The following is a 449-nucleotide window of genomic DNA, read 5'->3' as shown; positions in this document are numbered from 1 at the left end:
ACATTCACCTGTGGATGGCCGACACTCAAAGCGCGCAATCCCATAAAGACTGGCTTGCGACCCTGCAACGCATCGAACAGTTGAAGCCACGCACGGTGATTCCTGGCCACTACCTGGGCACGCCGTCACCGCAAGCCGTGGCCTTTACTGCCGACTACATCAAGGCCTTCGACGTAGAAACCGCCAAGGCCAAGGACGCCGCCGCCCTGATCGCGGCCATGAAAAAGCGCTACCCCACCCTCGCCGACGAAAGCTCGCTGGAACTGAGCGCCAAAGTCGCCAAGGGCGAAATGAAGTGGTGAATGCCTTTAAACCCTGACCGTACTGGAGAACATCATGAGCAAGATCGCAATCATTGGGGCCACCGGCCGTGCCGGCAGACAATTGCTGGAAGAAGCCCTGCGTCGTGGGCATAGCGTGGTGGCTATCGCGCGTAACACCGACAAGCT

General features: G+C 59.0%; 1 protein-coding gene and 1 pseudogene. Both read left to right on the top strand.

Going from position 1 to position 449, the window contains the following annotated elements:
• Positions 1-302, top strand: a pseudogene (locus FCS21_RS16170) (MBL fold metallo-hydrolase); the annotation flags it as partial.
• 34 nt (positions 303-336) lie between these two features.
• Positions 337-449: NmrA family NAD(P)-binding protein (locus tag FCS21_RS17385; RefSeq protein WP_171035738.1), on the top strand; the 113-nt coding region annotated here is incomplete at its 3' end.

This window comes from Colwellia ponticola, from assembly GCF_005885605.1.
Taxonomy (GTDB): Bacteria; Pseudomonadota; Gammaproteobacteria; order Enterobacterales; family Alteromonadaceae; genus Colwellia; species Colwellia ponticola.
The sequence above is the reverse complement of the archived record's forward strand: the minus strand, read 5'-3'. Positions and strand labels throughout refer to the sequence as shown.